Origin of the sequence: Synechococcus sp. R65.1 (genome assembly GCF_047461755.1) — a bacterium.
GTDB lineage: Bacteria > Cyanobacteriota > Cyanobacteriia > Thermostichales > Thermostichaceae > Thermostichus.
Window position 1 is genome coordinate 66,536 of the sequence record NZ_JANSHU010000003.1, and the last position, 22,326, is coordinate 88,861.

Genomic DNA, 22,326 nt, shown 5'->3' on the forward strand with positions numbered 1-22,326 from the left:
GTCTTCCTCCTACACTTCGGGAAGTAACAGTGGATACCCTATTCCGGGTGGAGGTGCTCAGCCAAACCCCAGATCCCGAGCGGGTGATCTGGCTGGCGATGCACCAGGACTACAGTGCGGAGTACGTTACGGCTGCCAGTCGCGTCCCGGCCAATTACGGTGAGGCGGTGGTGCGGCACCTATTGGAGGGTGACCGTGGGCATTATGGGCCTTTGGAGCATCCGCAGATTACGTTTGCTGTGGGGTATTTTCCGCACTTAGTGGTGCAGCAGGCGCGCACGCACCGTATTGGGGTGTCGTTCGATGTGCAGTCGTTTCGGTACACTGGGAAGCAGCTTCTGGAACTGGGATCCGATCCCAGCCCTGACCAACTGGAGCAGGTGTTCTATGTCCCCGCCAACATCAAGGAGGGGCAGGCCAAGACCCGCGAGGGAGTTTGCCCCATCTCCCCAGAAGCGCTGGGCATTGTGCTAGAGCAATACCGCAGCCAAGTGGCCGCCTACCGCCGCTTGGTAACCGAGTGCGGTGTACCGCCTGAGGATGCTCGCTGCGTTTTAGGCTACGGCATTCGGCAGCACTTCGTGGTGAGTTTTAACTGCCGTAGTTTGATGCATTTTTTGGATCTACGTGCCAAGGCAGATGCGCAGCGCGAAATTCGGGAGTTGTGCGACCTGATTTGGCCCCACTTTGAAGCGTGGTGCCCGCACATTGCGGCGTGGTACCGCAAAAACCGCTGGGGCAAGGCTAGGCTATCTCCTTAGAAATTGGATGAGAACGCCCTACAAAGCCTAGAGTCAAGGCTTAGAATTCCCTGAGCTTTAACCTCGCCTTTTGGCTAGGGGTTTATGGATCCCAAAGCTTATGAACAAATGGCGAGCCTAGAAGATCGGCATTGGTGGTTTCTGGGCCGTCGCCGCATTCTCCGCCAGGTTATTGCAAGGATCCCTCTTCCTCCCGCAGCTTGTATTTTGGAAGTCGGCTGTGGCAGCGGTGGCAACCTGGAAATGTTGTCTCAATTTGGCCAGGTCTTCGCAGTGGAAAGAAGCGAGATAGCATTGCCTATTGCCCGGGCCCGTGGAATCGGAGTTGTGGCCGAAGGGGAATTGCCACATCGGATCCCTTTTGGTTCTCAACAATTTGATTTGATTGCTCTGCTGGATGTCCTAGAGCATTTGGAGGAAGACAAAGCGGCTCTGGAAGCCCTTACCAAGAGGCTAAAGCCCCCTGGCTACATGGTGATTACGGTACCGGCCTACCCCTGGCTGTGGAGTACCCACGACGAACTCAATCACCACAAGAGACGCTACACGCCGGAACAACTTCGCTCCCTACTTAAAAGCGTCGGCTTGGAAACTTATATCTTTACCTTTTTCAACAGCTTTCTCTTTCCATTGGCAGCAGGGATCCGCCTAGCCCAAAAGGGCCTACGCCTCAGGGAGAGCCAGGATCTGAAGATGCCCTTGCCCTGGGTCAACTGGCTTTTAGCTGAGATCTTTGCTGCAGAAGCCTATTTGATCCCCAAGTTCCCTCTGCCCTTTGGCCTGTCTCTGTTGGCAGTAGCTAGTCCTAGGAAAGATGCGTTGGCCTAGTCTCCCAACTCGGGATCCGGCCGTACCCGCACTTCCATCTGGCGCAGCAGCCGCAGCGAGCTTTCCGGCCCATCGATCATCTGCTGCTCGTTGATCCAGTAGGTGGCAATGCCCAGGTCCTCAAGGAAGCGGATGTAAGGATCCGGCGGCGGCCCGTCAAAAACGGCGGCTTTTTGGACGGAAAAGCCCTGCTCTAGCCAAGGCGTGAGGGCAAAGCGCTCGTAGTAGAGCAACTGCCCCACCACCTCCTGCATGACCTCTGCTGCATCTTTGTGGTGTAGCAATTTCACCTCGGCCAAAAGCAGCTGCCCGTCTGCAACCGCTAAGAAGTCAAAGGTGTGCTGGTCTTCGCGCACTTCCAAGCCAGCCAGACGGAACCAGCGGCGAAACTGGTGCAAGATTTCGTTGTGGCGCTCGCTGCGCTCCAACTGACGCCGGCGGCGGCGCTCTGCCATCAGCGGGTCTGTCCCGGCAGAGGAAGGGATACCACTGCTGCAAAACTGGGGCGGCTCGTCGGGATCTAAAACCACCCTACCCCCTGCAGGTTGGTGCAAGAGGGGTGGCATAGAGGGCAACAGCTCGACGGCTCCCCACTCCACCTCCGGCTGCGCAGCCAGGGCAAGCAGAGGGCGGTTGAGAGGGTGTTCCGGGTGGGTGTCAAACAACAGCTTGAGTTGGGAGTGGCTAAACTGAAAATCTAAACGAAACTGTTCCACAGAAAGGCGATCCCGCCCCTTTTGCAGAGTCTCCTGGCCAAAGTAGAGCATTACCAGGAGAGGATAGATGGGTAGAGGGCGATGGGGTGGGATAAGCATGGCCCACATCGCGTCAGTCCAGTGGGGAAGCAGGATCTCGGCCTGTCTGCCCTTGCCCACCACCTGCAGCATTTTGGGGTGGCCGGGCTGCCAACCACAGGGATGGTCGTCGAAGCCACAGGTTTGCCGCCCTTGGTCCACGCTTAGGGGGTAGCGCCCGTCGTAGAGGCGAAAGGGACACAGATCCCGGTCTGCTGCTAAAAAACGCTCGTCCTGCCACAAGTGGGCGGCCAGGGCATGACAGCCAATGCCTTCCTGGCTGTTGCAGGCTTTGAGCCAGCGGCGTTCGACCAATTTGCCCCCCACTTTGCTTGGCGCCAGAGGCCGAACAAGGCCATTTTCCCCTTGGTTAAACAGCGGCCACACCAGGGGCTCCCCTGTCTCTGGCAGCGTGGGTAAGAGAGGGTGGGTTTTGGTGTAAAACGGGTCACAAATGCGCTGGGCCACCTGCTCCAGGGGCAGGCCATGGGGAGACCCCACCGGCGGCACAAGGGATCCCGATCCGGCCTGAGCGCGGTGATACTGGATGGCCAGAGCTACCTCCAACCCTACTGGACGCAGTTCCGGCGTCAACTGCCGGTAGCGCTGCAGTAGCCGTGAAGCTTGCACAAACAGGTCGTAGCGCCGAACGGGAACTGCCTCAGCCATAGGGTTGCCGGAAAAGATCCCCACTGCCTTGGGCAAGAGCTGGCACAGACAAGCACCATGGCCTCAAGAAATGAGACCTTGGCAACTGTCTCTGCAGACCCTGACCTTGCCGAGGATATCGGGCCGACACCCATTCCCCTTGGCGTCAGGTCAGTAGTCAGTGTAGTGGAGAAACCCAGGGTAGTGGAGAAACCCAGGCGCGAGAAGATGTTCCCACCTGGCGGCAGGTTGTGGGAAAAATGCGCAGCAGGCCCTAGCGTCGCGGCCACCAAGGAAACCAAGGAAAGGGAAAGGGACGCTCTGTCTCTGCGTCGCGGTCGTACTCGGTTGGGCGGCCCGTCTCTGGCTGGATCGCCAAGCTGCCCACGGAGTCGGCCTCTCGGTAGACGCGGGCAATTTGATGGTGGATTTGGGCCATGTCTTCAGCAGAGACCACGCCATTGTCGGTGGCTTTGTAGAACTGGATCGTGACCCGAATGGGGAAGCGAGGATCCCGCTCGATGTCCAGGTTGTTGATCTCGGTGAAGGGGCCCTCTACCTCTCCATGTCCGATGACAGCGGCTTCTACATTGCTGAGGCCGGCCAGGTCGGCTGCGGGTCCGAAATTGACAGAGATATCCTCAACTTCCCTTCGCGGCGGCTGCCGCTGCTGGAGAGGTACTTGGATCACATCACCAGGTTCAGGGCTTCTTCTGCTACTTCCGCCGAATGGGGATCTCTGGGGGTTGGGTTGGCGGCTTGCTCGGCCCGAAAATCGCTGAGGCGCTGCCCGGTGAGGCTGGCCCGTTCACCGTTTTGATTGAAGAAAAGGCGCTGGCCCCAAATAGCCCCGCCCACCCTATCTTCGGTGCGGTTCTCGATCACCGTAATGCTGGTGCCCTCGCGGGTGGCCAAGATTGCCAGCACGGCTGGGTTACCGGGATAGGATTGGTAGTTGAACAACACCGGGTTGAATTGGGCAGAGCCCCCGGCAGGGATAGGCAAAAAGGCGGCCTGGGCGCTCACCAACACATGGCTATCCCGTGGAGCCAGCAGGGAGTTCCGGTTGCCGGCCCAAGAGCCGGGATCATGTAAGTAGCGGCGCAGATTCCCCAGCAGCTCTCGCAACGACACGGGTTGCAGGGGTTTTCCTTTTTCGTTGCCCACCAGCACCTGTAGGCTATCGAGGGGCAGGTCGGCAGACAGATCGGCAAAGTTGGGGTAGCGGATCACCGGCATCTGGCTCAGCTCGTAGCGGCCCGTTCTGGGGTTGAGCTGTTGTACCTGGATGGTCATGTCGCTGATGTTGGGGCCAAGGGCAGATCCCTTGTGGCGTCCGGTATCTTCCCAGGTGATGTTGACGATATCCAGCCCATACTGCTTTGCCAAGGCTCGCGCTTGCGGATCCCAGGTCATGGAGATCGTCCGGTCGATGACCTGCCTGTAGGCCAAGTATTCCGCCCACTCTGAAGGAGTGGGGGAAGAAAGGGACTGGTGGAGCGGAAAATCCATAGGGGTTGCCTGCGAGGTGGACACCATCAGTGTAGGGACGAGGGCTGCTCCGGCCAGGGAAATGCCCACCCAGCTCAGTGAACTCAGCAGCCAGGGGATGGGGGCGCGCATAGCAATATTCCTGAGGATTGGAAATTGGGGGACTATACCCTGACAATAGCTCCCAAAAGGGGAGAGGACGTGGCGGTTTCACTTTTGGCAACCCCATGCCTCTGCCGGGATCCCAAGCCACCTGGGCTACCATATAGAAATTGTAGCGCTCCTGCCAACTTTCCCAGATCATGGCCAATCTTCAACGGGATCCTGAGGTCAACTTGTCGGCTGCTTCGGCTCTTGCCCAAAACCCCCAGCCGGCGATCCCCTCCTTGCCGTTGCACGTCATGTTTCGCTTGGGCCTATTTCAGATGGGCTTGGGGATGATGTCGCTGCTGACGCTGGGGGTGCTCAACCGGGTCATGATCGACCCCGATCTCTTGGCCATCCCGGCCACGGTAGCAGGGGGATCCCTGGCCATGCACCAGTTGGTGTCTCCGGCCCGCGTCTGGTTTGGGCAGCTTTCCGATGCCAAGCCTTTGTTTGGGACGCACCGCAGCGGCTATGTACGCCTGGGATCGGTGCTCTTTGCCCTGTGCATCTTTTTGGCAGTGCAGGTGGTGTGGGGTTTGGGGCAGAGCTTTGCTAGAAGTGGCTGGTCGCTGGCCACCTATGGCTGGATTGCTCTGGCCGCCTTCATGTTTGCTCTTTACGGGCTTTGCCTCAGTGCCTGCTCCACGCCCTTTGCGGCGCTGCTGGTGGACGTTTCCGATGAGCACAACCGCTCCCAGTTGGTGGGGATCGTCTGGTCGATGCTGATGTTGGGCATTGCCGGGGGAGCAATTGGCTCGGCGGTGCTGCTGCGCGGCCTGGATCTAGAGAATCTCCAGAGTACGATTAACCGCCTCTTTATCGTCATTCCTGCCGTGGTGATCCTGCTGGGGGTCATCGCTACCTGGGGGGTAGAAAAGCGCTATTCCCGCTATGGATCCCGTTCCACCTTGGCCGGGCGGGAGGATCAGATTACCCTGGGCACGGCCCTCAAGGTGCTCACCGCCAGCCGCCAAACCCTGATCTTCTTCAGCTTTTTGGCCCTGATGACCATGGGCCTGTTCATCCAACAGCCGGTTCTCGAGCCCTATGGCGGCGAGGTGTTTGGCATGACGGTAGCCCAGAGCACCCAGCTCAACGCCTTTTGGAGTATAGGCGTCTTGGTAGGGATTGTGGTGACTGGCTTTCTCATCGTGCCTAGGCTGGGCAAGCAGACGACTGCCCGCTTGGGCTGCCTGCTGGTGGCCCTTTCTTTTGGGCTGACCATTGCCGCAGGGTTTACAGGCAAGCCGCAGCTGCTGCAGCTATGTATGATCCTGTTCGGCTTAGCCTCGGGGATCACCACCAACGGCGCCATTAGCCTAATGTTGGATTTGACAGCAGCAGAAACCGCCGGCACCTTCATCGGCGCGTGGGGCTTGGCCCAGGCGATGTCGCAGGCGCTTTCTACCCTCATTGGCGGCGCTTTGCTCGATCTGGGGCGGCTCCTTTTCCCCACTTCCTCGGTGCTGGCCTATGCCACCGTCTTTGGAGTGGAGGCAGGGGTGATGTTGCTGGCAGTGTATCTGCTGGGCCGGGTGAGCGTAGCGGAGTTTCGGGAAAACACCAGCCGCGCTCTCACCAAAGTGCTAGCGCTTGAGTTAGAGGGCTAACGCCGTGGCACCGGCTCGTAGTGCGGGCAACCCTGGCAGGGCCCACTGGGGTTAACGGCGCAGCGCAACAGGGGCGAGCGGGCATTGAAGCGACAGGAGGGATCCCCCAAAAACTGGCCTGCTTCAGGGGGTGGGCTCACTGGGCGAACGAGGGCGCGGATGCCACAGAGGTGATATTTGCCCTGCCGCAACTGGTAGGAGTGGCGCTTTTCTAAAACCAGGTAGTGCTGCTCGGCTAGTTGAACGTAGGTGCCCGGATGGGGGCTGGTTTCCCAGGGGCATTCGTCTACCACCTCTCCCGAATCGGCATCGATCCACTGAATGGGCAAGGTTGGGTTGACAGAAGCCATAGGGCACAGCGGCAGCCAGCCTGGAGAACAGCTCGGCAAACGAAGGGATGGACGCAGGCTGGCTTGTACTACCAGCTTTACTCAGTGTAGTGGATTTCCCGGGGTGGCTGGACGGCTCAGGTGAGAGAAGGAGGCAGCTAGAATACGTGGGCGAGAAAGGATCCCGGCAAAGCATGGGCAAAGTAGTGGTTATCGGTGCGGGGCTGGCCGGCTTAACCTGCGCCAAGGTGCTGAGTCAGGCGGGGTGGAGGGATGTCCTAGTCTTGGAAAAAAGCGACGGCCCCGGGGGCCGAGTGCGCACCGACGAGGTGGAGGGCTTTCGCCTGGATCGCGGCTTTCAGGTGCTGTTTACGGCCTACCCTCAGGTGCGGCGGCACCTGGATCTGATCAGACTTAACCCCTGCCCCTACCGTCCGGGAGCTATCCTGGCCCGATCCGGTCGCTGCTGGCTGTTAGGGGATCCGCTGCGGGATCCAGCCAGCTTCGTCTCTTCCCTATTCAACCCCCTGGCTAGCTTTGGGGACAAGCTCAAGGTGCTGCAGTTGCGAGCGGAGCTGGCGCAGCGCACGCCGGAGCAGGTCTTCCAGGAAGGGCTGGGGGGATCCGATGGCTCGGTGCGAGAGTTCCTAGAGGGGTACGGGTTCTCCGCCAAGATCTGCCAGCACTTCTTCTACCCCTTTTTCCGCGGCATTCTTCTGGATCCAGAGCTGGCCAGTAGTGCCCGTCTCTTGGCGTTCTATTTCAAGATGATGGCCGAGGGAGCCATTGTCACCCCAGCGCTGGGCATGGGAGAACTTGCCCGCCAACTGGCCAGCTACCTTTCCCCAGAGCAGATCCGCTACCAAACCCCGGTGGAGCGCATCCTGGTCGAGGAAGGGAGAGTGCGCGGGATCCGCACCGCCGGCGGAGAGGAGATCCCTGCCGAGTGGGTGGTCTGCGCCACCGAGGCCCCTCAGGCGCGGGCCTGGCAAGCAGAGCTCTGTCCCCATGCCGCTGTGCCCATCCCCACCCAGGGACGGTCGGTTACCTGCCTCTACTTCTGCGCTCCCTTTTCTCTAGCCCGCGGCGCCTACTTGTACCTCAACGCCAGCGGCCAAGGCTGGATCAACCACTGGGTTCAGCTCACCCGCATCAGCCCGGCACTGGCTCCTCCTGGCCAACACCTCTATTCGGTGACGGTATTGGGGGATCCCCCCTTAAGCGACGAGGAGCTGGCCCAAACCTGTCGGGCCGAGCTGCAGGTCTATTTTCCCAAAGCCCCCTTGAAACAGTTGCGCCTGCTGCGGGTGTATCGCATCCCTTTTGCCCAGTTTGTGCAGCCGCCTGGCTTCCAGCAGCATTTGGTTCCCACCCATAGCGGCCTGCCAGGCCTTCTCTGGGCTGGGGAATACACCCACCAGAGCAGCATCGAGGGATCCCTGCGCAGCGGCGAACAGGCAGCGGCCTGGATCCTGCAAAAATCGGCCTTGTAGACTTTCTTAACTCTACTCCCGGAACCAAAGCTGGGATCCCGTGGTATGAAGGGGGTGGACTTCATCGCCCACAGGGATCCCTCCGCCATGCAAAACGCCACCCTTAGCCCAATCCCGCTCCTGCAGCGGTCGTTTGAGTTGGTAGGTCCCATCTACTGGCCGCTGCTAATCCTGGCCTCTCCAGGCTTTATTCTGGCCATCGTCACGGAGCTGACCCCACTTCTCGGGGGATCCTCCAACTGGCCTATGGCATTGTTGTTGCACCGATCCTAGGCGGAGCAGCCTTGTGGCTGGTGGATCAGCACCTGAAGCGGCAAGCTCCCCTGCTGGGCAACAGCCTCAACCGAGCTGTCTCGAAGGCAGTGCCTCTAGTTCTGGGCACCCTCTTAGCAGGACTCCTCCCTTCCCTTGCCTCCATCTTTCTGATCATTCCAGGCATTTATGTAGGGGTTAAGCTGGCCCTCACACCTTGTGCCATTGCTCTAGAAAATCAAGGAACTACAGGAGGGCTGCGCTACAGTTGGAATCTCGTCAAAGGTCGTTGGTGGGGCGTGTTTTGGGCCCTTCTGATTGGGGGCTTTATTCTCGGTTTTGGGGTTGGATTGATAGTTGTACTTGTCAGTAGAGTTGTGGCTGATTTTGGCGACTCTGTGGTGAACGTAGTTAGGACTGCCGCTGCCACAGCCGTTGTGCCCATCTTCTGGGTCTATGTGGTTCTCCTGTTCCGATCCCTGCAACGATTGAAGGGGCAAGCAGCCTCCTAGTTTCCGCTTTTGCCCCCATTGGGGATAGCAAAAAGGGTGCTCCCCGTGCCTAGCTTTGAGATGAGAAGGGATCCCTTTTTGGGATTTCGGCTCAACCCAAGATGTCCTAGGTGAGATCCCGTGGTATGAAGGGGGTGGACTGGGCTGCCCACGAGGATCCCTCTGCCATGCAAAGCGCCACCCTTAGCCCGATTCTGCTCTTGCGGCGGTCGTTTGAGTTGGTAGGTCCCATCTACTGGCCGCTGCTGATCCTGACCTCTTCTGGCCATATCGCGTTCTTCGTTGTAGGTCTGACCTCACCTTCCCTCGGGATGATCCTCTCCTTGCTCCTCCTGGCCTATGTCCTAGTCGGCGCGCCCATCTTGACAGGAGCAGCCTTTTGGCTGGTGGATCAGCACTTGAAGCAGCGAACTCCCTTGCTGGGCAATAGCTTGGATCAGGCTTTCTCTAAGGCAGTGCCTCTGATATTCGGCAGCCTCCTGGTGAATCTGATTTCCTCACTAGGGATGCAGCTGTTTGTGTTTCCCGGCATCTATTGCCGGGTAAGGCTAGCTTTCACCCTCTGCGCAATTGCCCTGGAGGACAAGGGTGCCACAGAAGGGTTGGGCTACAGTTGGAACCTGGTCAGGGGCCGTTGGTGGGGGGTGTTTTGGGCATTCCTGGTCGTGGTTTTGATCTTCGGCATCTCAATCCTGCTTTTGCCTTTTGTTGTGGCGATCTTGGGAGCTACCCTAGCTGCAGTTGTAACTGGGGGTAATACCGACATCATAGGACTTGCGCTTCTGGTTTGGGCGCCTGTGGTAGCTCTCTTAGCAGTTGTGGTCGGGTTTGCCGCTTTCACGGCAGTCACGCCTATCTTCAATGTCTACACGGTGCTCCTGTTCCGATCCCTGCAGCAGTTGAAGGGGCAGGCGGCCTAGTTTTGCCCCGCCGCTCAAGCCGGGGGCTTTGCGTAACCCTGGAGTTTACAAGGGCAGACCCAAAGTGCAGACGTTCAATCCGCCATTTAGCGGAGCCCAGAGCAGGAGCTCTTGTCGAGAATAGACAAAGACCTCCCCCGGGAGCACCTCTGCTATGAGCGAAGCTAGGGCAACCGCCATCCAGCAGATCATCCAAGCAGCTATGAGGACTGGTCTGCTTACCGCTGCTCAAGAACACGAGCTGAACCTGAGGCTATTTCAAGATGGCTGTTCCGAGGCGGATTTCTTCCTGCTGCGTCGCCTGCACTCCTGCTTGCGCCAGGGATCCATCCGTCAAGTGCCAAGCTTGCCCAACCCAGTAGCCAGGGGTTGCTTTGGCGCCCCTCTAGTGACCGACAAAGTCGAGGAGGCTCAGCCCCAACCTTGCGAGCTGAGTCGAGCGCACAACCCTAAAGTTAGCTAGGGGAAGGCCCAGGGTGCATTAGAGTTGGAATCCGAGTGATAATAACTCCAGCAATGTGCCCTAGTGGGATCCTCTGCAATGGAAGCTTTTTTCGAGTTTCTCTGGTCTGCCTCGGCTATTTTGCTGGTGATCCTGGTGCTGTTGCACAGCCCCAAGGGAGATGGCCTGGCGGCTATTAGCGGGCAAGCCCAGTTGTTTGCCAGCCCCAAGAGCGCTGAGCAAAATCTGAACCGCCTCACCTGGACGGTGGCTACCCTTTTTCTCTCCATCAGTGTGGTGCTGGGAGCAGGCTGGCTCTCCACAGGCGCAGGGCAATAAGTAGCGTGGCAGTCATCTACTTGCACGGCTTTGGCTCGGGGCCTCAATCAGCCAAGGCTGCCTTTTTCCGCCAGCGGCTGCAGCGGCTTGGGATCCCTCTGGAGGTGCCGGATCTCAACCAAGGCAACTTTACCCAGCTCACTCTCTCTCGCCAGATCCGGCAAGTTTCTGAACAGTTGGCTGCCATGGGGCATCCTCCTGTTACCCTGATTGGCTCTAGCCTGGGAGGTGTAGTGGCTGCCTGGGTAGCTGAGCAGCAGTCTTGCGTGGAACGGCTGGTGTTGCTGGCACCGGCCTTTGGCTTCTTGCAACATTGGCTGCCGCGGCTAGGGGCTGAAGCCGTGGAAGCTTGGCAACGCAGCGGGCAAATGCTGGTCTTTCACCACCAAGAAGGGCGGCTGCTGCCCTTGGCCTATGACTTTGTTACCGATGCCCAGCGCTACCCTGAGGAGGCACTGCGTCGGCCTGTGCCCACCCTGATTGTGCACGGGACCCGCGACGAAGTCATCCCCATCCAAGCCAGCCGCAACTACGTCGCCCATCGCCCCTGGGCGCAACTGGTAGCTGTGGAGAGTGACCATGCCCTCACCGATGTTCTAGAAACCCTCTGGGAGGTGGTCAGCCGCTTCTGTGGCTGGTCCCAGTTGCCTTCGGAAACGCCCTCCTAGCCTATCTGCCGTTTTGGCCCCCCAACGTCCTTCAGCCCCATGCTGCCCCCCAAAGTGCTCCGTGCCGCTGAGGCAACTGCCGGCCTCTTTTTGGATATGGACGGGGTCATCGTGGATTCGGAGCCAATCCACGCCCGCGCCGGCGCTATTGCCTTGGAGCGCTGCCGGCTTGCTCTAGATCTGGCTCCCGTCTCCCTGCAGTTTAAGGGGCGCACTGACCGGGACATGTTTGAGTATCTCGTGGAACACCTGACGGACACCCCGCCTGCAGAGCGGCCCCTGCTGGTGCAGCGCTTGATTGAGGAAAAGGCCAGGGCTTTTGGGGAGCTGTTGGAAGAGGTGCCCTTGGTGCCGGGGGTGTTGGAGTTTCTGGAGCTCAGCCGCCGTCGCTTTTCAGCCCTTGCCCTCACCACCTCTGCTACCCGTCGGGATCAGGAGCAGATTTTCCAACGCTTTGACCTAGGCCGCTGGTTTGACGCTGTGATTACCGCTGAAGATATCCAGCAAGCCAAGCCCGACCCCGAGCCCTATTTGAAAACAGCTGCCAAAGTGGGCTTGGATCCCAGCTTGTGTTTGGTGGTTGAAGACTCTGCCCACGGGATCCGCGCGGCTAAGGGGGCAGGCTGCCTTGCGGTGGGCCTCACCACTGCTTTTACACCAGCAGAGCTGCGTCAGGCAGGCGCCGATGCTGTGGTGGACAGCTTTGCCGAATTGGCAGAACTTCTGGAGCTGGAGTAGAAAGATCAGGACAAGTCTTCCAGAACCGGAAGGCTCTAGCCCATCGTCATGCCGCCGTCGATGGCAAAGACTTGGCCGGTGATGTAGGCCGCCGCCGGGTCAGCCGCCAAAAAGCGCACTAGCCCCGCCACTTCCGCCGGGGATCCCAGTCGCCCCAGAGGAATTTGGGCCAGGATGGGGCCAGGATCCAGCTTTTCCGTCATCTGGGTAGTGATAAAGCCAGGGGCGACAGCGTTGACGGTGATGTTGCGGCTGGCCAGCTCGCGGGCTGCTGTCTTGGTTAGACCAATTACCCCCGCTTTGGCAGCGCTGTAGTTGGCCTGGCCGGCGTTGCCCACCAAGCCCACCACTGAGGTGATGTTGATGATGCGTCCCTGCCGCTGCTTGACCATGATCTTGGCGGCTGCTTTCAGGCAGAGGAAGACTCCCGTAAGGTTGAGATCCAGCACTGCCTGCCAGTCTTCCGGCTTTAGGCGCAACAAGAGGGCATCGCGGGTAATGCCAGCATTGTTAACCAGCACGTCCACCCGGCCCCACCGCTCCATCACCTGCTCAAAGAGCCGCTCCACTTCTAGGGGCTGGGAGACATCGGCAGCCAGGGCCATCCCCTCCCCTCCCACGGCGGCAATCTCCTGCACTAGCGCTTCGGCCTCAGCGGCGGAGTGGGCGTAGTTGACGACTACCTTGGCGCCAATGGCCCCTAGATGCAGGGCAATGGCCCGGCCAATGCCTCGGCTGGCTCCCGTAACCACGGCCACCTGGTTGTGGAGCGAGGGCAAGGGGAGGAGTTCAGACATAGGCAGCAGCCTCCATGCAAGGGCGATAGCCGCACTAGTATAGGACGCTTTGGCTTCCTTTGGAGCCTTGCCGTCGGCCACGGCCCGTTAGCTAGCCCCGCCGGGAAGCCCCGCCCTCTACCCGCCAGGGTGTTCGCGCTGGCGGCGCGGAGCGCTTGGGTCGGGATGAGAGGCGGGGACACCTTGGTTTTCAATGTACTGACGCAAAACCGAAACGGTAACGCCGCCACACGAAGCAATGAAATACGATTCATTCCACAGAACATCTTTTCGGTAGATCCTTCTGTCCGTAAATTCGCTTCTCAGTCTGCGACTAGAGACAGATTTAATATTATTCACAAACTTGGACAAAGTTATCTGTGGGTAGTATTGAAATAGAAGGTGGGCATGATCTGCTTCACCGTTAAACTCAAACCGTTAAACTCAATAAGCTTGCAGTTCCATTTTTGGCAGAGATTATACAGGATCTCATGTAAGCGCTGTAACATCTCAGCAGTGAGTACCTGGCGGCGGTACTTGGTCGTTAAGACTAAGTGCGCCTTTAAATCGGACACAGCCCTGCCGCTAGAGACAAAGTCGTCTTTCATAGCCCTTCAGCTTTCACTGCTGCTATAATCAGTGTAGTAGCTCTTGGATACTCTTACGTGAGAGTTGCCTACCAGTACCGCTTGCGTCCTACTTCTAGCCAAATTGCCTTGATGGAGAAGTGGCTAGAGTTGCTGCGCAAGCAGTACAACTATTGCTTAGCAGAGCGCTTCAAGTGGTGGGAACAAAACCGCTGCGATGTCTATGCCTGTTCTCTACTGGTCTGTCACTTACCTGAGCTGAAAGATGAGCCAGACTACTACTCACAGAAGCGCGACCTAGTAAACACAAAAGCACTCTTTCCGGAGTACAAGACCATTCACTCGCAAGTCTTGCAAAACTGCATAGAGCGAGTACAGCAAGCCTTTGACCGCTGGCTGAAAGGAAACATTAACGGCAAGAGGCTAGGCAAGCCAAGGTTTAAGGGGGCAGGTCGGTATCGTTCCTTTACGTATCCCCAGATGAAACAGAACTGTATTCGGGGAAAGTTTGTCCACCTGCCTAAAATCGGCTTGGTTAAGCTCATCCAGCACCGTCCTCTGCCTGGAGGTTTTGTGATTAAGACGGCTACCGTCACCCGTAAGGCTGATGGCTGGTATGTGACGTTGAGCCTGCAAGACTCTTCTGTTCCCGAACTTGATCCCGACCCTCCAACCCTGGAAAACACGATAGGGATCGAGATGGGGTTGGATTCGTTTCTGGTGACTGACCAGGGGGAAGCCATTCCAGTTCCACGGTACTATCGCAGGGCACAAAAAAGGTTGAAGCAATTGCAGCGGTCTTTGTCCCGTAAGCGGAAGGGGTCAAACCGCTACAAGAAAGCCTTGAAGCGGTTGGCAAAGGCGCACCTGAAAGTAGCCAATCAGCGCAAAGACTTCCACGACAAGGTAGCCAAGTGGTTATTAAGCAAGGGAAAACATATTGCCCATGAGGCACTTAACGTTAAGGGTCTTGCCAGAACCAACCTAGCCAAATCTGTTCTGGATGCCGGGTGGACCAGTTTCTTGCGCATTCTCACAGTAAGGCTGAGAGAGCTGGGCTGTTGACGATTGCAGTGAACCCCAACGGCACAAGTCAAGAGTGTTCTGGGTGCGGTCGGAAAGTTCCCAAAAGCCTGAGTGAGAGGTGGCATTCCTGCCCTCACTGCGGCTTGGAGTTGCCCAGGGAAAGGACTACGTCCCGCTTACGCGAACAGAACTCTGCCTTACTTATCAAGTACAGGGCGGTGGGGCATCCCGTCCTTTTCGCGCTAGCGGGACGGAGTCCTCAAGCTCAGGAAATGTCCTTAACCGGAGTCACTGTTAGCGAAGCGTGGCGTAAGCCATGAAGCCCGCACTCTACCCGACAGGGTGAGGGCGGGAGTATGTCACGATAGAAAGTTGGCTTCTGGCAGAGAAACCGTCCATGCAAGTGGAGTTTCGGGAGTGCGATCCAGGCAACCTCTGGATTTGGTTTGAGTTTGCCGAGCCGCCCGTGCCGGCAGAGCTGGAGTACCTCAGGGAAGTGCTGGAATCGTGGTATGTGCTGGGCAAGCTGGGAGGATTTAACGCCGAGCGCTTGGTGGTTCAGGAGGCTGAGGCGGATCTCAGCTACCTGGAGTACCCCAGTGACTTGCCTCCCGTCACCTCGCTCATGCACAACATGGGATCCCTCGAGGAGAAGGGCAACTGGGCCCGCTGCTGGTTTGACCTGGGCACTGCCGACGCAATGGCGCTGGACGTGTTGATCAATGCCCTGCGCACCCTTAGCTTAGAGTACATTGGCCTTACCCGCGTCATCATCGGCGGGCAAAACGAGGATTGGCCAGCGCCGGATCTCGAGGAGACTGACGCCTACGATCTCCACAGCTACCTCCAGGATCACTGGGGGGAAGAAGGAGAGCTGGAGTAGCTTCTACTCTAGGTAGCCCAGCTCCTGCATCCGCCGCAGCAAGTCTGCATCGCTTTCCACATCCACCTTGCGAGGAGCCAAGCTGGGGCGGCGCGATTCAGCCCACTCCAGCCACCGCCTTAGCCCTTGTTGCAGGCGAATTAGCCAAGCTTGGGGAGAAAGGGATCCCAACGCCGGATCCCCAGGCTCAGCCAAGAGCAGATCCCGCTGCTCCGCCGGATCCTGCTCTAGGTTGTAGAGGCTAGGGCTCTCCCCAGTTTGGATGAGTTTGATCCCTCCTTCGTAGAGGGCGCGGCGGGTGGCGTAGCAGGCGCGGGCCTGCAAGAGGCTGTCGTTGCGGCTTTCCATGGCCCGCAAGAGAATCTGCGGCGGGAAGGCCTCGCTAAGCACTACGCCTTGCTCGGGATCCTCCCCAGCCAGGGTACGGCTTAGGCTAAGGCGGGCAACTTCGCGGCGGAGCCGGAGGCTAACCCGAGGGGTGCCGTCGGCTAGAGAAAGGCTGGGGCCAAAGCCGGCAGCCTCCAGGAGAGTGTGGAAGAGGCGGCGGGTGGAAACGGGGGTGGCCACCCGCTTTCCTGCAGGAAAGTGGCCGGGGTAGTGCAGGATCAGGGGCACGCGGATGAGCTCTTCGTAAACCACAAAGGCGTGGCCGACGAAATCGTGCTCTCCTAAGCCTTCGCCGTGATCCGCGACGATGGCCAGCAGAGTGTTTTGCTCCAGGCCAGTGTGGCGCAAGGTGGCAAAGACAGATCCCAGCAGGTGATCCTGGTAGGCTACTTCTGCATCGTAGATGTCCCGCAGCACCCGCGCCTGCAGGGGAGAAAGCGGCTGCGGTAGGGGTGCCATCCAGCGGTAGGGCTCAGCGTTGTACTGGCGCAGGAAATCCCGGGCCTCTCGGCTGCTCTTAAAGTAGGGGGCGTATTTCTGCACAAAAGGCTCTGGCGGCCAGTAGGGCAGGTGCGTCTCCATTAGGTTGACAAAGCAAAAAAAAGGAGGCGCCCCCGCAGGGCGGCGGGCCATTTGCTGGAGGTAGCGATTGAGGTCGGCAATGGAGGCAGCGGTGTTGCCCTTAAAGTTCATCAAGCAGGTCCAGAGGGAGGCAAACCAGGGGTGCAGGGCCAACTGAAAAAGGGTGTCGGAGCGAGCAAAGGCATTTTGCACGGGGTAGGAGAGGCGGCGCCAAAACTGGGTGTAGGCGGCCAGCCAGCGGTTGAGGGGAGGCGGCAGAGGGTTGCCCTCAGGGGGGCGGGTGGGCAGAGCCCCGCCGTAGTTGTAGAAGGTGTCAAAGCCGCGCCGCAGGCCATTTTTCAAGATCCCGACTAGGGGGTTGTTGCAGAAGCCGACGGTGGTGTAGCCAACCAGCTTCAGCAGCTCCGCCAGGGTGGGTAGGGTAGGACTCAGCTCTAGGTCTGCCTGAATGGTCTGGTGGGTGCTGGGGTACTCCCCTGTAAACAGGGAGGCGTGGGAGGGGATCGTCCACTGGGCAGGGGCAATGGCCCGTTCGAAGAGAGTGGATTCTGCAGCCAGCCGATCCAGGTTGGGGCTAGTGGGGACTTGGCGGGCCCGCTCTTCCTCCGACCAGTAGCAAGAGAGACGATCTGCCCGCTGGGTATCGAGCACAATCAACAGGATATTGGGGCGCTCCCCCTTCAGGATCTCTGCCATTTCTGGAAACCTCACCACAACCCACCCCAGAGGGTTCTTAAACTATCTTGACACGCTCCCGCCGGCCTTTTGGCCCTTAGGGCAGGGTGAGATGGGTTTGGCTGTTGCCTTGGATCCGGATGGTGTTGCTCTGCCAGTCGAGGAGGCCCCTGTCGCCACTCACGGTCAAAGCCTGACCAGGTTGGCGGTAGCGCACCTGGCCCAGAGCCTGCAGTTGGGTGGAGCCGATGCGCCACCGGATCTCCTGGGCCTCGAGGGACGCTGTCCCGCTGACGCGGGCGGTTTCGGCTTTCGCATTGCCCACCAGGCGCAGCTCAGTTAGAGGCAGGGGAGCCCGCAACTCCTCGCCACTAAGGCGCACGCTTTGCTGGGGGGCATACACCTCTACTGCTCCCAGCGCCTGCACTTCCCCCGCGCCAAACTGCCATAGGAAGCGCCTAGCAGCTAGCTCCAGCTCTGGAGCCCGATATTCTGCCCGTATCGGTTGCGTGGGATCCAGGTTCTCCACCTGCATCTGACCTTGGCCAAAGTCCATCAGCAGGCGATCCCCCTGCAGGAAGCCCTGATCCTCCAACAGCTCCACTTTTACCTCGCCTTCAGCCTTGAGCAAGCGCTGGGCCGGCAGCCACTCCAGCCGCTGGGCCTGTAGGCGCAGGTTATCCCGCTCGGACTCTACCTCGACTTGCCCCCTCAATTCCAGCCGCCGTTGGCTGGGGTAAGCGGATCCCTGCTTGGCCCGGACGCGAACGGCGCGGTCGTCTTCGTCAAAAAACTCTCCCTCGATGGCCTCCAAATGGGCGGATCCCAACTGCACGGGGGTAGCCTCTGACGGCGGCGGCTCGTACTTGGCTAAGCGTGCCCGCAAGCGCCAGAGCAGACCACCGTCGGGCTTGGCCTGGGTAAGGGTGATGTCTTCGTAGAGTAACTGGGGGGTGGGAAGGGAGGCTGCAGGCGTGGGATCCCTGCTTGCCGTCAGCTCTGGCCCACTACAGGCAGGGCCCAGCAGAGCGAAAGCCACAAGCCACCCTAGCCTCCAAAGAGAATGAGGCTGCATGGATCTCTCTTGGGCGCCCTCCCCATACCCTAGCGCTATCCTACTGGGATCCGCCTGTGGCATCATCAGGCAAGAGATTGCGGCACAGCTGTGGAGCAACTGTTGCAACTGTTCATTTACGGCCTTGTGTTGGGCAGCATCTACGCCCTGGGGGCCATTGGCGTGTCCCTGACCTTTGGCATTTTGCGCTTTGCCAACTTCGCCCACGGGGATCTGATGACCTTAGGGGCCTATTTTGCCCTGACCTTTGTCGGCTGGGGCTGGCCCTTGGGGGTCAGTTGGATCCCGGCAGCCTTGGCAACGGCAGTGTGTGCGGTGGGGATCGACCAATGGGTCTATCGTCGCCTGCGCCGGGAGGCCCCCGTTATTTTGCTCATTTCCTCCTTTGGCACGGCCCTGATTTTGCGCAGCCTGGTGCAGATTCTCTGGGGTCCCGACAACCAGGTGTACCGCCAGGGCATCCAGATCCCCTGGGAGGTGGGTGGGCTGCGCATTAAGCCAGACTGGGTGGTGATTTTGGCGGGAACGGCGCTGCTGGTGGTGGCGCTGCACCTGTTCTTGCAGCACACGCGGGTGGGGAAAGCCATGCGGGCCATGGCCGACAACTTTGACTTGGCCAAGGTGACCGGCATCGATACGGAGCAGATCATTCTCTGGACCTGGACCCTCGGGGCGGCTTTGGCCTGTCTGGCGGGCATCTTTCTCGGCCTAGATACCCGGCTGCACCCTACGATGGGCTGGCGGCTGTTGCTGCCCGTTTTCGCTGCCGCCATCCTCGGCGGCATTGGTCGTCCTTACGGAGCCATTGCTGGGGGGTTGGTGATTGGCCTAGCGGAGGAGTTCTCGACCTTGGTGATTAGCCCAGCCTACAAGACGGGGGTGGCCTTTGCTATCCTGGTCCTCCTGCTGATCTTCCGGCCTACTGGGCTAGTGGGGGGGCGAGCCTGATGCTGAGCTATGCCATTTTCTTCTTGATTTTGGTCGGGATCTACAGCGTACTGGCGCTGGGCCTCAACATCCAGTGGGGCTACGCCGGTATGTTCAACATTGGCGTGGGGGCCTTTTTTGCCCTGGGGGCCTACGCCAGCGCTATTGTTACGACGCCGCCAAGCCCTGAACATCTGGGGGGCTTTGCGCTGCCCTTTTGGGTGGGCTTTGCGGTGGCAGCGGTAGTGGCGGGAGCCATTGCTTTTTTGATTGGCTTGATTACCCTAAACCTGCGCTCTGACTACCTGGCCATCGCCACCATTGGCATTGCCGAGATCATCAGCCAAATCCTGAAAAACGAGGGCTGGCTAACCAACGGCGTACGCGGTATCACTCGCATCCCGCGGCCCTTTCGCGGTTGGATCCCAGGGCAGGATACGCTGCTGTACCTGGGCTTGGTGCTCTTGGTTTTGGCAGGCGTTTACTGGCTAAGCGAGCAGGCCTATCGCTCCCCTTGGGGACGGGTGCTGCGGGCCATTCGGGAGGACGAGCCGGCAGCCCTAGCTGCGGGCAAAGATGTCCTCCAGTTTCGTCTCCAGGCATTTGTCCTGGGATCCATGCTCATGGGGTTGGCAGGGGCCCTCTATGCCCATTTTGTCAACTTCATCAGCCCGGAAGCCTTTCAGCCCGAGTTTGCCACCTTCATTGTCTGGGTGATGTTGATTGCCGGGGGCAGTGGCAACAACCGTGGCGCTTTGCTGGGGGCGCTGGCCATTTGGGGGGTGTGGTCGGCCAGTGAACTGTTCACCTATCGTCTGCCGCCCCAGTGGGCTACGCGGGCTGGTCCTTTGCGCATTCTGCTCATCGGGCTCCTCCTGCAGGTTATTCTCCTCACCCGTCCACAGGGTCTGCTGCCGGAACGTCCGCCCCAGCCGGTTGGGGATGCCTCTTCTTTGTCCAGGGCGAGCAGAACCCCTGAGGGAGAGTCAGCAGGATAGGATGGGGTCGGCTGCCCCCTCGCCAATCCCGCCTTATGACGATGTTGCCTCCAGGAAACCCTCCTTCCTCTGAGCTTGGCCCAGGCAGTTGCCCTGCAGAAGTTGGGGTTGACCCGGGTGGGATCCCGACTGCCCCCATCAAAGAGGGCTATGCCCTGCCCGAGCATTACTTTAACCGCGAGCTCAGTTGGATTGAGTTCAACGCCCGGGTGTTGCACGAGGCCCTGGACGAGCGCACTCCCTTGCTGGAGCGGCTGAAGTTTCTGGCTATTTTCGAGAGCAACCTGGACGAATTCTTTATGGTGCGGGTAGCAGTGATCCGCCGCCAGTTGGAAACAGGCGTGCTGCTGCCAACCCCCGATGGCCTCACCCCCCAGCAGCAATTGCGCCAGATTTCCCAGCACCTACGGCCCCTGATTCAAAAGTTGCACGAGTGCTTTCGGCAAGAGCTGGTGCCTAAGCTGGCAGAGCAAGGCATTCACATCCGCAACTTTAGCGACCTGACGGAGGCAGAGCGGCAGGAACTGCGGGAGTATTTCGATCGCCGCCTGTTTCCCCTGCTCACCCCCCTGGCGGTGGATCCGGGCCATCCTTTCCCCTATATTTCCAACCTCAGCCTTAACCTGGCGGTGGTGGTGCGGGATCCAGAAACGGGCAAGGAGCATTTTGCCCGCGTCAAAGTGCCCAACACCCTGCCCCGCTTTGTGCCCCTGCGGGATGGGGTGAGCTTTGTGCCGCTGGAGCAGGTGATTGCCCACCACCTGGAGGCGCTGTTTGTGGGCATGGAGGTGCTGGAGTACCATCCCTTCCGCATCACCCGCGACGCTGATCTGGCCATCCAGGAGGACGAAGCCGACGATCTGCTTGCCGCCATTCAGGAAGAGCTGCGCAAGCGCCGCTTCGGCTCGGTGGTGCGCATGGAGGTTGCCAAGTCGATGCCCCCTGCCATCCGCCAGCGGCTGTGTGAGGAACTCCACCTGGATGCCGACTTGGTGTACGAAGTGGATGGCCTTCTGAACCTGGGCGGGCTCATGGCGTTCCTCAACCTAGACCGGCCCGACTTGAAGGATCCGCCTTGGGGGCCCGTCACACCGCCCCGCCTGCGCACTGCTTCGGTGAGCCAGGAGCCGGTGGATATTTTTGCCGTCATTCGGGAAGGGGATCTGCTGGTGCACCACCCCTACGAGTCTTTTGCCGCCAGCGTAGAGCGATTTTTGGAGGAAGCGGCCAACGATCCCCAGGTGCTCACCATTAAGCAAACCCTCTACCGCACCTCCGGGGACTCCTCAGTGGTGGGATCCCTCATCCAAGCTGCTGAAAATGGCAAGCAGGTGGCCGCTTTGGTGGAGCTGAAGGCTCGATTTGACGAAGAAAACAACATCCTCTGGGCCAAGAAGCTGGAAAAAGCCGGGGTTCACGTGGCCTATGGCCTGCCGGGGCTGAAGATCCACTGCAAACTGGCTTTGGTGGTGCGAGAAGAGGAGGGATCCCTGCGCCGCTACGTCCACATCGGCACCGGCAACTACAACCCCAAAACTGCCCGTATCTACACCGACCTAGGCCTGTTTACCTGCAACGAGACGCTCTGCCACGATGTTACCGAGTTGTTTAACGTGCTCACTGGCTACTCGCGGCAGCGGCACTTCCGCAAGCTCCTGGTAGCTCCCCGCACGCTGCGCCAGGGGATGGAAGCTCTCATTCGCCGCGAGATGCGCCACGCTCAGGCAGGGGGTCAGGGGCGGATCATCGTCAAGATCAACTCCCTCACCGACCCGGAAATGATCCGGCTGCTCTACGAGGCTAGCCAGGCAGGGGTGGAGATTGACCTCATTGTGCGCGGCATGTGCTGCCTAAGGCCAGGGATCCCAGGCTTGAGCGAGCGCATCCGCGTCATCAGCATCATTGGGCGCTTTTTGGAGCACTCCCGCATTTTTTACTTCTACAACAACGGCCAGGAGGAGTACTTCATTGGCAGCGCCGACTACATGACCCGCAACCTGGATCGCCGCGTTGAGGTGGTTGCCCCCGTGGAGGATCCGGTGTTGAAGCAGGAGCTGAAGGTTATTCTGGACATCTGCCTGACAGACAACCGGCAGGCTTGGGAGCTGCGTCCTGACGGCACCTACGTGCAGCGACGGCCTAAGCCGGGAGAGCCTGTGCGCTCCACCCATCAACGCCTGATGGAGCGGGCCGCCAGCCGCATTTAGCAGGATGACTCTCACTGCTAACCTCTCTCTCAGAGGGAGAGAGGAGCAGCCTCGCCGCTATCGGGAATGGCCACCAAAGCTCAGGATCCGGTGGTCTTGGCGGCCTCGGCCTCTTCCTCGCCCAGCGCAATTACCTGTTCCGTGGCCTGCAACGAAGACTGCAAGCTCTCCAGCTTTTCTCGGCTAGCGCGGTTTAGCCACGATTCGATGGCGTTCACCAAAAGCTGATCC

At 59.4% G+C, this 22,326-nt stretch carries 23 protein-coding genes and 1 pseudogene; 16 read left to right on the forward strand and 8 right to left on the reverse strand.

Annotation, left to right across the window (positions count from 1 at the left end; translation table 11 throughout):
* The first annotated feature begins 29 nt into the window (after positions 1 to 29).
* Positions 30 to 761, forward strand: coding sequence for an FAD-dependent thymidylate synthase (thyX, locus tag NW814_RS02675; protein WP_414405110.1), 732 nt, complete (start codon positions 30 to 32; stop codon positions 759 to 761).
* 108 nt (positions 762 to 869) lie between these two features.
* Positions 870 to 1,589, forward strand: coding sequence for a class I SAM-dependent methyltransferase (locus NW814_RS02680; RefSeq protein ID WP_414405111.1), 720 nt, complete (start codon positions 870 to 872; stop codon positions 1,587 to 1,589).
* Here the strand turns inward: NW814_RS02680 and NW814_RS02685 are convergent.
* From NW814_RS02685 to NW814_RS02695, 3 genes are all read right to left on the reverse strand, one after another.
* Positions 1,586 to 3,052, reverse strand: coding sequence for a hypothetical protein (locus tag NW814_RS02685; RefSeq protein WP_414405112.1), 1,467 nt, complete (start codon positions 3,050 to 3,052; stop codon positions 1,586 to 1,588). The two genes, NW814_RS02680 and NW814_RS02685, sit on opposite strands and share 4 nt — an antisense overlap.
* Positions 3,053 to 3,305: 253 nt before the next feature.
* Positions 3,306 to 3,722, reverse strand: coding sequence for a hypothetical protein (locus NW814_RS02690; protein ID WP_414405113.1), 417 nt, complete (start codon positions 3,720 to 3,722; stop codon positions 3,306 to 3,308).
* Positions 3,719 to 4,654, reverse strand: coding sequence for a hypothetical protein (locus NW814_RS02695; protein WP_414405114.1), 936 nt, complete (start codon positions 4,652 to 4,654; stop codon positions 3,719 to 3,721). The genes NW814_RS02690 and NW814_RS02695 overlap by 4 nt, the downstream gene beginning before the upstream one ends.
* A 170-nt stretch (positions 4,655 to 4,824) precedes the next feature.
* On the opposite strand from NW814_RS02695, the gene NW814_RS02700 reads away from it, so the two are divergent.
* Positions 4,825 to 6,279 carry a BCD family MFS transporter gene (locus NW814_RS02700; RefSeq protein ID WP_414405115.1) on the forward strand — a complete coding sequence of 485 codons (1,455 nt, stop codon included), beginning with the start codon at positions 4,825 to 4,827 and terminating at the stop codon, positions 6,277 to 6,279.
* Here the strand turns inward: NW814_RS02700 and NW814_RS02705 are convergent.
* Positions 6,276 to 6,629, reverse strand: a complete 354-nt coding sequence (locus NW814_RS02705; protein ID WP_414405116.1) for a DUF6464 family protein — start codon at positions 6,627 to 6,629, stop codon at positions 6,276 to 6,278. The two genes, NW814_RS02700 and NW814_RS02705, sit on opposite strands and share 4 nt — an antisense overlap.
* Positions 6,630 to 6,802: 173 nt before the next feature.
* Here NW814_RS02705 and NW814_RS02710 point away from each other — a divergent pair, with 173 nt between their 5' ends.
* The 7 genes from NW814_RS02710 (at position 6,803) to NW814_RS02740 (ending at position 11,972) form a co-directional block, all read left to right on the forward strand.
* Entirely contained in the window at positions 6,803 to 8,101 is a 1,299-nt protein-coding gene (locus NW814_RS02710; RefSeq protein WP_414405117.1) for an FAD-dependent oxidoreductase, read from the forward strand.
* Between the two features lie 45 nt (positions 8,102 to 8,146).
* Positions 8,147 to 8,374 carry a hypothetical protein gene (locus tag NW814_RS02715; protein WP_414405118.1) on the forward strand — a complete coding sequence of 76 codons (228 nt, stop codon included), beginning with the start codon at positions 8,147 to 8,149 and terminating at the stop codon, positions 8,372 to 8,374.
* Between the two features lie 601 nt (positions 8,375 to 8,975).
* Positions 8,976 to 9,785, forward strand: coding sequence for a glycerophosphoryl diester phosphodiesterase membrane domain-containing protein (locus tag NW814_RS02720; protein WP_414405119.1), 810 nt, complete (start codon positions 8,976 to 8,978; stop codon positions 9,783 to 9,785).
* Between the two features lie 154 nt (positions 9,786 to 9,939).
* Positions 9,940 to 10,248 (forward strand): hypothetical protein, encoded by a 309-nt coding sequence (locus NW814_RS02725; protein ID WP_414405120.1) that lies wholly within the window; start codon positions 9,940 to 9,942, stop codon positions 10,246 to 10,248.
* A gap of 78 nt (positions 10,249 to 10,326) precedes the next feature.
* Complete coding sequence (gene secG / locus NW814_RS02730) at positions 10,327 to 10,566, forward strand: preprotein translocase subunit SecG (RefSeq protein ID WP_414395434.1); 240 nt, start codon at positions 10,327 to 10,329, stop codon at positions 10,564 to 10,566.
* Between the two features lie 5 nt (positions 10,567 to 10,571).
* Positions 10,572 to 11,234, forward strand: coding sequence for a YqiA/YcfP family alpha/beta fold hydrolase (locus tag NW814_RS02735; protein WP_414405121.1), 663 nt, complete (start codon positions 10,572 to 10,574; stop codon positions 11,232 to 11,234).
* A 39-nt stretch (positions 11,235 to 11,273) separates the two neighbouring features.
* A complete protein-coding gene (locus NW814_RS02740) occupies positions 11,274 to 11,972 on the forward strand; it encodes an HAD family hydrolase (protein WP_414405122.1) in 699 nt (232 codons plus the stop codon).
* 35 nt (positions 11,973 to 12,007) lie between these two features.
* On the opposite strand, the gene fabG is transcribed toward NW814_RS02740, so the two are convergent.
* Together fabG and tnpA are read right to left on the reverse strand one after the other, a co-directional pair.
* Positions 12,008 to 12,751: a 3-oxoacyl-[acyl-carrier-protein] reductase gene (gene fabG / locus NW814_RS02745; protein ID WP_414395568.1), complete on the reverse strand. Its 744-nt coding sequence runs from the start codon at positions 12,749 to 12,751 to the stop codon at positions 12,008 to 12,010.
* Positions 12,752 to 12,886: 135 nt separating this feature from the next.
* Positions 12,887 to 13,356: pseudogene (tnpA, locus tag NW814_RS02750) on the reverse strand (IS200/IS605 family transposase).
* 57 nt (positions 13,357 to 13,413) lie between these two features.
* Here tnpA and NW814_RS02755 point away from each other — a divergent pair.
* The 3 genes from NW814_RS02755 to NW814_RS02765 all read left to right on the forward strand — a co-directional run bounded on the left by NW814_RS02755 (position 13,414) and on the right by NW814_RS02765 (position 15,244).
* Entirely contained in the window at positions 13,414 to 14,400 is a 987-nt protein-coding gene (locus NW814_RS02755) for an RNA-guided endonuclease InsQ/TnpB family protein (protein WP_414405123.1), read from the forward strand.
* Between the two features lie 8 nt (positions 14,401 to 14,408).
* Positions 14,409 to 14,681 carry a zinc ribbon domain-containing protein gene (locus NW814_RS02760; protein WP_414405149.1) on the forward strand — a complete coding sequence of 91 codons (273 nt, stop codon included), beginning with the start codon at positions 14,409 to 14,411 and terminating at the stop codon, positions 14,679 to 14,681.
* A 77-nt stretch (positions 14,682 to 14,758) separates the two neighbouring features.
* The gene (locus tag NW814_RS02765; protein WP_414395441.1) at positions 14,759 to 15,244 is read left to right on the forward strand and encodes a DUF3531 family protein; all 486 of its coding nucleotides are present in this window, start codon (positions 14,759 to 14,761) and stop codon (positions 15,242 to 15,244) included.
* A gap of 3 nt (positions 15,245 to 15,247) precedes the next feature.
* Here the strand turns inward: NW814_RS02765 and NW814_RS02770 are convergent, their stop codons facing one another.
* Complete coding sequence (locus NW814_RS02770; RefSeq protein WP_414405124.1) at positions 15,248 to 16,909, reverse strand: sulfatase; 1,662 nt, start codon at positions 16,907 to 16,909, stop codon at positions 15,248 to 15,250.
* Between the two features lie 76 nt (positions 16,910 to 16,985).
* Positions 16,986 to 17,927 carry an LPS export ABC transporter periplasmic protein LptC gene (gene lptC / locus NW814_RS02775; protein WP_414405125.1) on the reverse strand — a complete coding sequence of 314 codons (942 nt, stop codon included), beginning with the start codon at positions 17,925 to 17,927 and terminating at the stop codon, positions 16,986 to 16,988.
* Positions 17,928 to 18,065: 138 nt separating this feature from the next.
* On the opposite strand from lptC, the gene NW814_RS02780 reads away from it, so the two are divergent.
* From NW814_RS02780 to NW814_RS02790, 3 genes are read left to right on the forward strand one after another with little or no spacing between them, the layout of a single operon-like run.
* Positions 18,066 to 18,911, forward strand: a complete 846-nt coding sequence (locus NW814_RS02780) for a branched-chain amino acid ABC transporter permease (protein WP_414405126.1) — start codon at positions 18,066 to 18,068, stop codon at positions 18,909 to 18,911.
* Positions 18,911 to 19,888 (forward strand): branched-chain amino acid ABC transporter permease, encoded by a 978-nt coding sequence (locus NW814_RS02785; RefSeq protein ID WP_414405127.1) that lies wholly within the window; start codon positions 18,911 to 18,913, stop codon positions 19,886 to 19,888. Before NW814_RS02780 ends, NW814_RS02785 begins: the two co-directional genes overlap by 1 nt.
* Before the next feature lie 35 nt (positions 19,889 to 19,923).
* Positions 19,924 to 22,095 carry an RNA degradosome polyphosphate kinase gene (locus NW814_RS02790; protein WP_414405128.1) on the forward strand — a complete coding sequence of 724 codons (2,172 nt, stop codon included), beginning with the start codon at positions 19,924 to 19,926 and terminating at the stop codon, positions 22,093 to 22,095.
* Positions 22,096 to 22,326 lie beyond the last annotated feature (231 nt).